Origin of the sequence: Mycobacterium sp. 1245805.9 (assembly GCF_001672915.1) — a bacterium.
Taxonomy (GTDB): domain Bacteria; phylum Actinomycetota; class Actinomycetes; order Mycobacteriales; family Mycobacteriaceae; genus Mycobacterium.
Genome location: NZ_LZKR01000062.1, coordinates 48,672 through 55,266, shown reverse-complemented (window position 1 = coordinate 55,266; position 6,595 = coordinate 48,672). Strand labels below are relative to the sequence as shown.

Below are 6,595 nucleotides of genomic sequence, written 5' to 3'. Positions count from 1 at the left end.
ACCTCCACCCGCAGCGGCGATCGGGCGCGAATCCGTTCGGCGAGGCTGGTCAGGTTTTCCAGGGTGCCCAGCACGTACGCCGCACTCACCGCGAACGGCGCCGACGGCAGCCAGTCCAGCAGCAGGTCCGCCGCCGCGGCGACGGCGTCCACGCCCTGCAGCGCCGCGGTGGCCAGGATGTCCGCCGCCCCGGCGGCGCCCAGCGCGACCAACGTCGCCGCCTCGGCGGTGACCACCAGCGCGATGGCGCCGGGCAGCGTGACACCACGGAAGACTGTCCGCAGCAGCGCCGCCACCGCGTCGGGTTGCGAAACCACCCCGACGTCGGGGACCCCGGAGTCGGCCAACGCCTGACGAAACGCGTCCGCCTGCGCGGGATCCGGCGAATACAGCCGGGTGGCAACCAGATGGCGGCCCTCGGCGGCCAGCGCCTGCTGCGCGCCGGTCACCGTCTGGATCAACGTTTCGAACGGCTCGACGGGCAGCTCGACGACCAGGTGCTTGATCGCCGCGTAGCCGCCCCCGACGGGCCCGACGAGCGCCAACCGGGCGATAGAACCGGCGACCGCGATGCCGAGCACCGCGTCCATCGCCCCCAGCCGTCGCGAGGTGAGGCCCACCGGGCCGGTTTGAGCGTCGTCGTCCTCGGGCTCGGTCAGCCATTCCATCGGGAGCAGGTCGGACTCGCCGGCCATCGAGTACGCCAGGTCGGCTCCGACCTGGCCGGCCGGGGGCGTTCCCCCGACCGCGGGAGCCATCGCCGTCGCCTCCCCGAACGCGGGCGCCATCGCCGTCGCGTCCCCGACCGACCCGACCGCGGGGGCCATCGCCGTCGCGTCCCCGGCCAGCCCGGCCGCCATCGCCGCGCCCCGGGCCAGCACCACGGTGGGGTCCGCGTCGGGCCGCGGCCGCGCGCCCACCCCGGACAGCGCCTGCGCTTCCGAGAGCACGGCGACGTTCTGGACGCCCGAGTCCTCCAACGCCTGCCGCAACCGCTCGGCCCATTGCCGATCCGACCAGCACAGCCGCGTGGCGAGCAGCCGGTGGCTCTCCTCGGCCAGCAACCGATTCGTCCCGGCCACCGTCTCGGTGAGTTTCTCGATCGGGCGATCGGCAAGGTCAACGACGGACTCGTCGATCAGGCCGGCGCCCGCACCGACAAGCGCCAAGCGGGCACGGGGACCTGTGACCGCGACCCCCAGCACGACGTCCATCCCGACTCTCCTTCGGCCGGCTACCCCACAGCCAGCATGTCCCGGCATCATTACACTGCGATACCGTCGGCGGTAACAGTCATTCGGGCGACGAGGTTTTCGGTGTTCGCCTGTGAGCGCAGCGTAACCGCGTGGCGGCCACCCCGGAAACGCACACGTCCTCACCACTGCCGCGTCGCCCGAACGGAGATTATGTTTCCAAGTAAGCAACGTGGTCGATGCGGCAGGGGGTTCCCCAGCCGCGCAACCGAGGTTGCGCCGCCAGAAGCCGTCCTCGACACCCGGGGGGAACCGTGAGTCAGAGCAGCGACGACGCCCCGACCGGGCCAATCCGGGCGCGCACGCGGCAGACGCCGCAGGCATCGGCGGACGCGCGGCCCGGCCGGCGTTCGGACGTCGCGGTCGATTTGACCGCGGCCGCCTTGCTCGTCGTGGCGCTGCTGTTGCCGTGGAACCTGTATTTCGGCTTGGGTATCGACGGAAGCAACAAGCCGCTGCTGGCGGTGCTGTTCGTCGTGACGCTGCTGTCGCTCGCGTCGGTCGTGCTGGCCGGTTCCTGGCGGTCGGCGAGTCCGCGGTTCAATCCCGCGCTGGCGGGACGCCTTCGGCTGGCGCTCAACGCCCCCTACGCGCTCTTGGTCGTCGGCTTCGTCGCGTTCGACGTGTTCGAGACCGCGCGGTTCGGCGGCAGCGTGAACGTGCCCGGCGGTGTCGGGCCCGGGGCGTGGCTGGGAATCGCCGGCTCGCTGCTGAGCGCGCGACCGGTGACCACGGACCCGGCCGACACCGACTCCGCTGACGGTCCCAGGCCGGTGCGGATCATCGGTTACGCGTCGATGGTGGGGGCGGCGCTGAGCTTTTGCTTCAACCTGTTCTGGCGGCTCAAATACGCGCTGCACGACGCGGGCGGTTCGTCCGGCTTCGGCAAGCAGAACGTCGCGGTGATCGCGACGGCGCTGGTGTACGGCGTGGTGGCGCTGCTCGCGGTGCTGGTCGGGTCGCGGTGGCTGCTGCGCAGCAGCAGGGCGTCCCGGCTGGCGACCGTGGCTCTCGGGGTCTCGACGCTGGTCGCCGGGCTTCTGGTGTGGATCCTTCCCGTCGGCCGGGACATCGACGCGTTCCACGGCATAGCGCAGAACACGTCGACGGCGGGAGTGGGCTTCGAGGGCTACCTGGCGTGGGCGGCGGCCGCGGCCATCTTCGCGCCCGCGGCGTTGTCGGCCCGCCGTGACGCGTCGGCGACGGAGGAGAACGCGTGGCGCGCGGCGGCCCGAAACGGGTTGCTGCTCATCATCGTTTGGTGCCTGGGGTCGATGGTCATGCGCATCACCGACCTGGCCGTCGCCGTGACCCTGAACTACCCGTTCTCGCGCTACGACAGCATGGTGCTGGCCGCCTTCGACCTGGCGACCGCCGTGCTGGCGATCTGGCTGCGCATCAACCTGGGCAACGACGCCGTCTCCCCCAGGCTGATCTCGTCGCTGTGCGGACTCGTTGCGACCCTGGGCATTTCCCGCGTCGTGCTGGGCGTCGCGCTGGCGCCGCGGTTCGAGGAGGCGCCCAACGCGCCCGCACCCAACCCCGTGTACGGCAACAACCTCGCCCAGCAGATCACCAGCACCTTCGACGTCGCGCTGTGCGTGCTGGCGCTGTGCATCCTCGCGGCGGCGATCATCACCGGTCAGCTCGGCGCGCGGCGCGCGCGACGCCAGCGCCGTCGTCCCGCCCACACCCGGGGCGGCCCGGCCGGCACCCATCCGGGTCCGGGCGCGCCGACGACGCGCATCCCCGTGGGCCACGCGGCCCCGTCGGCCGCGGCGACGACGCGCATCCCGGCCGGCGGCGCGACCCCGCAGCTCGCCGGTTCGCCGCGGATCTTCCGGGGCGACGACTCCGCCACCCGGCAGATCCCCGTCCAGAAGCCCCGGATCTTCCGCCCGCCGCAGGGTTAGTGCTAGCTGGCGGCGACCCGCTGCGCCCGGCTTCGCCGCGCTTGCGATCGCCTTAACGCAAAGGCGCGAAAGCGAATTCGCGCAAGCCCTCGTGCGGATCGACGGCGGCGCGGAACCCCAACACCTCGGCGGCCCGCGCCGGGTCGGCGACGATGTGGCGCACGTCGCCGCTGCGATACTGCCCCGTGACCACCGGGGAGACCGAACCGTCCCGCGCCTCGCACAGCGCGGTGGCGACATCCAGGATCGAGATGGGCCGGCCCGAGCAGACGTTGACGGCGGTGAAGCCGTCGCGGTCGGTCATCGCGGCGGCCACGTTCGCGGCGGCGACGTCGTCGACGTGGACGAAATCCCGCATCTGCCCGCCATCCTCGAAAACCCTTGGCGGCTCGCCCTTTTCCAGGGACGAGCGGAAGATCGCCGCCACCCCGGAGTACGGGGTGTCGCGCGGCATGCCCGGGCCGTAGACGTTGTGGTAGCGCAGCGCCACCACCGAGCCTCCCGTCGCCTCAGCCCACGCCAGCGCGTAATGCTCCTGCGCGGTCTTGCTGGCCGCGTACAGGCTGCGCGGCCGCAACGCGGCGTCCTCGTCGACCAGGCGCCACGCCACGTCGAGTCCGCATGCCGGGCAATGGTTTTCGAATACCCCGGCGTCCAGGTCGGCGCGCCGGCGCGGCGGCGGGTCGACGAGCCCGTGCTCGGGGCAGGCGTAGTGGCCCTGCCCATAGACCACCATCGACGAGGCCAGCACCAGCCGACGCACGCCCGCGGCGAACATCCGTGCCAGCAACACCGTGGTGGCGAAATCGTTGTGGCTGCCGTAGGCCGGCGCGTCGGCCGCGTCGACGCCGGCACCCACCATCGCGGCCTGATGGCAGACGAGGTCCACGCCGTCCAGCAGCGGGGCCAGCGCGTCGCCGTCGCGGACGTCGACGCGTCGGCAGCCCTGCGGCAGCACCGGATTCGGGCCGTGCGCCGCGGGCAGCATCGCGTCGACGCCGATCACGTCGTGACCGGCCGCCCGCAGCGCCGCGTCCACCCGCGACCCGATGAACCCGGCCGCCCCGGTCAGCAGCACCCTCACGGCAGCTCCACCGGCAGGGTCACGCCGGTGTGCGGTTGGCAGTGCGTGCAGTCGCGCTCGGCGGCGACCCGGCCGATCGCGGCGCGCACCAGCTCCTTGAACGGCCCGATGTTCTTCTCGAATTGGGCGAACACCTCGACGGCCTTCACACCCTCACCGGCCTGGACGCCGGCATCCAAGTCGGTCACCAAAGCTATTGCCGCGTAACATATTTCAAGTTCGCGGGCCAGCACGGCCTCCGGATAGCCGGTCATGTTGACCAGGCTGAAGCCGGCCGAGGCGAACCAGCGGCTCTCGGCCCGGGTGGAAAACCGGGGCCCCTGGATCACCACCATGGTGCCGCCGTCGACGACGTCGGGCAGGGCCGTGGCCGCGGCCCGCAGCGTCGGGCAGTAGGGGTCGGCGAAGTCGACGTGGACGGCGCCGGAGTCGAAGTAGGTGTCGGGGCGGCCGGTGGTGCGGTCCACCAGCTGGTCGGGCACCACCACCGCGCCCGGGCCGTTGCCGGGGTCCAGGCTGCCGACCGCGCACGGGCCGAAAACCCGTCGCACGCCGAGCTTGCGCAGCGCCCACATGTTGGCCCGATACGGCACGGTGTGCGCCGAGAACTGATGGGTCGCGCCGTGCCGGGGCAGGAAGGCGACCTCGTGGTCGCCGACGGCGCCCACCGTGACCGGGGCGCTGGGCGGGCCGAAGGGGGTGTCGACGTCGATGTCGCGGGTGTCGGACTCGAAGAACGTGTAGAAGCCGCTGCCGCCGATGACTCCGAGCATCCGCCCATTGTGGTGCATGAGGCAGGATGGCCTGGTGGCCAGTCTCGCGCAGTGGGTCTCGGGCGCCCGGCCCCGCACGCTGCCCAACGCGGTGGCGCCGGTGGTGGCGGGCACGGGCGCGGCGGCGTGGCTGGGATCCGCGGTGTGGTGGAGGGCGCTGCTGGCGCTGGCCGTCGCGCTGGCGCTGATCGTCGGCGTGAACTACGCCAACGACTACTCCGACGGCATCCGCGGCACCGACGACGAGCGGGCCGGCCCGGTCCGGCTGGTGGGCTCGCGGCTGGCCGCCCCGCGCGCGGTGCTGACCGCGGCGGTGGCGAGCCTGTCGGTGGGCGCGGCCGCCGGGCTGGTGCTGGCGCTGCTGAGCGCGCCGTGGCTGATCGCGGTCGGCGCGGCCTGCATCGCCGGCGCGTGGCTGTACACCGGAGGCTCAAAGCCCTACGGCTACGCGGGTTTTGGCGAGGTCGCGGTGTTCGTGTTCTTCGGCCTGGTCGCGGTGCTGGGCACCGAGTACACCCAGGCGTTGCGGGTGGACTGGGTCGGGGCGGTGCTGGCGGTGTCGATCGGGGCGATGTCGTCGTCCGTGCTGGTGGCCAACAACCTGCGCGACATCCCCACCGACGCGCAGTCCGGCAAGATCACCCTGGCGGTGCGGCTGGGCGATGCCCGCACCCGGGTGCTCTACCAGGCGCTGCTGGCGACCGCGGGGGTCGCGACGCTGGTGCTCATGGCGGCCACGCCGTGGTGCGCCGCGGGATTGCTGGCCACGCCGCTGGCCCTGCGTGCGCTCGCCCCGGTGCGCTCCGGCCGCGGCGGGCGCGAGCTGATTCCGGTGCTGCGGGACACCGGGCTGGCGATGGTGGTGTGGGCGTTCGCGGTGGCGACGGCGTTGGCCCTCGCGCATTGAGTGTGTGCTCAGGGTTTTGACTGTGAGCCGGCGGCGGGATCCGGGCCACTTTTTCGCCCTGGACGCACACGCAACGCCACCGATGCACACGCAACCGAGCGGCTATGCCTCGGGCGGCGCGTCGGGCTCCGGACGCGGCGCCTCCTCGCCCCGCAACCGCGCCTGTAGCTGTTCGCGTTCGCGGCGCCGGCGTTCGCCGGCTACCGCGAGCGACGCGGTGGCGCGGCGGCGCAGCGGGCCGAACACCCAGATCCCCAATGGCATCGCGATGATCAGAGCGAACAGCACCGCGACCACAACGGGGAACTGGGCGATCCCCAGCAATCGCGCGATCCCGTAGATGGCGCCGCTCAGCGCGGCCACCAGCGCCACCCGCGCGACCGCGTAGAGCAAAACGTCGGCGACGACGCGATTGCGCGGGCGCTCTTCGGTGCTGCTGTCGGCGGGCCGTTCTGACACACCCCGAGCCTACGGCCCGCGTATATTCGCTCGGAGGAGGTGTTGAGTGCTCTACCTGCTACTCGTTCTGGTCCTGGGAACGCTGATCTATGTTGGCTGGCGCGCGGCGCGGTCGCAGGCGCAGCGGCCGAAGACGCGTGTCATCGGACCCGACGACGATCCCGACTTCTTGCGGCGGTTAGGCCACGGGGATAACCCCCGCTAGT

At 72.4% G+C, this 6,595-nt stretch carries 6 protein-coding genes and 1 pseudogene; 3 read left to right on the top strand and 4 right to left on the bottom strand.

Annotated features, from left to right (window positions below):
- Window positions 1-1,214: pseudogene (locus tag A9X00_RS31790) on the bottom strand (hypothetical protein); the annotation flags it as partial.
- A gap of 329 nt (window positions 1,215-1,543) precedes the next feature.
- Here A9X00_RS31790 and A9X00_RS09525 point away from each other — a divergent pair.
- Complete coding sequence (locus tag A9X00_RS09525; protein WP_197515113.1) at window positions 1,544-3,166, top strand: hypothetical protein; 1,623 nt, start codon at window positions 1,544-1,546, stop codon at window positions 3,164-3,166.
- Window positions 3,167-3,218: 52 nt separating this feature from the next.
- On the opposite strand, the gene A9X00_RS09520 is transcribed toward A9X00_RS09525, so the two are convergent.
- A complete protein-coding gene (locus A9X00_RS09520) occupies window positions 3,219-4,250 on the bottom strand; it encodes an NAD(P)-dependent oxidoreductase (protein WP_067152270.1) in 1,032 nt (343 codons plus the stop codon).
- On the bottom strand, window positions 4,247-5,023 hold the full coding sequence (locus A9X00_RS09515) for an S-methyl-5'-thioadenosine phosphorylase (RefSeq protein WP_232006726.1): 777 nt from the start codon (window positions 5,021-5,023) through the stop codon (window positions 4,247-4,249). The genes A9X00_RS09520 and A9X00_RS09515 overlap by 4 nt, the downstream gene beginning before the upstream one ends.
- A 34-nt stretch (window positions 5,024-5,057) precedes the next feature.
- Here A9X00_RS09515 and A9X00_RS09510 point away from each other — a divergent pair, with 34 nt between their 5' ends.
- Window positions 5,058-5,930 carry a 1,4-dihydroxy-2-naphthoate polyprenyltransferase gene (locus A9X00_RS09510; RefSeq protein WP_067152292.1) on the top strand — a complete coding sequence of 291 codons (873 nt, stop codon included), beginning with the start codon at window positions 5,058-5,060 and terminating at the stop codon, window positions 5,928-5,930.
- 102 nt (window positions 5,931-6,032) lie between these two features.
- On the opposite strand, the gene A9X00_RS09505 is transcribed toward A9X00_RS09510, so the two are convergent.
- Window positions 6,033-6,389 carry a DUF4229 domain-containing protein gene (locus A9X00_RS09505; protein WP_067152266.1) on the bottom strand — a complete coding sequence of 119 codons (357 nt, stop codon included), beginning with the start codon at window positions 6,387-6,389 and terminating at the stop codon, window positions 6,033-6,035.
- A gap of 46 nt (window positions 6,390-6,435) precedes the next feature.
- On the opposite strand from A9X00_RS09505, the gene A9X00_RS30680 reads away from it, so the two are divergent.
- Window positions 6,436-6,594, top strand: a complete 159-nt coding sequence (locus A9X00_RS30680; RefSeq protein ID WP_156772014.1) for a hypothetical protein — start codon at window positions 6,436-6,438, stop codon at window positions 6,592-6,594.
- The last annotated feature ends 1 nt before the right edge of the window (window position 6,595 follow it).